This window comes from Citrobacter sp. VF227 (assembly GCF_052950715.1).
The window spans coordinates 1-448 of record NZ_JBRFVF010000515.1; the positions used below are offsets into that span (position 1 = coordinate 1).

General features: G+C 66.3%; 1 protein-coding gene. It reads left to right on the plus strand.

Features of this window, described 5'->3' with window-relative positions:
- Positions 1-90 precede the first annotated feature (90 nt).
- Positions 91-448, plus strand: a 358-nt coding sequence (locus tag ACU8YC_RS27615; RefSeq protein WP_446896342.1) for an MGMT family protein, incomplete at its 3' end; no start/stop codon positions are given.

The window sequence follows — 448 nt, forward strand, 5'->3', positions numbered from 1 at the left end:
GAGCATAAATGTGCTGGGATTATGGTCGAAGTCGGTTGAAAGGCTGGCATTATCCCTATGCATTCAGCTACAGCAAGCACAGACCGCCGAATGGATCACGAGTTCGGCGAGCCGACCTTCACCACCGACCGGAAGCTCTGCATGAATGACCACGCACCGCTGTTACCCCCCGGTGCCGATGCCGAAACGCGGCGCACCGCCGTTTACCTGGTGATGTCACAGATCCCGCCGGGCAAGGTGGTGAGCTACGGCGAGCTGGCCGCCATGGCCGGCTTCGGCCGCGCCGCGCGCTGGGTTGGCCGCCTGATGTCGCAGCTGCCGGATGACACCAGCCTGCCCTGGCACAGGGTGATCGCCGCCGGCGGCCGCCTCAGCCTGCCAGCCGGCACAGCGGCCGGGCACGAGCAACGCATGCGGCTGCGCGCCGAGGGGCTGACCATCGTCAACG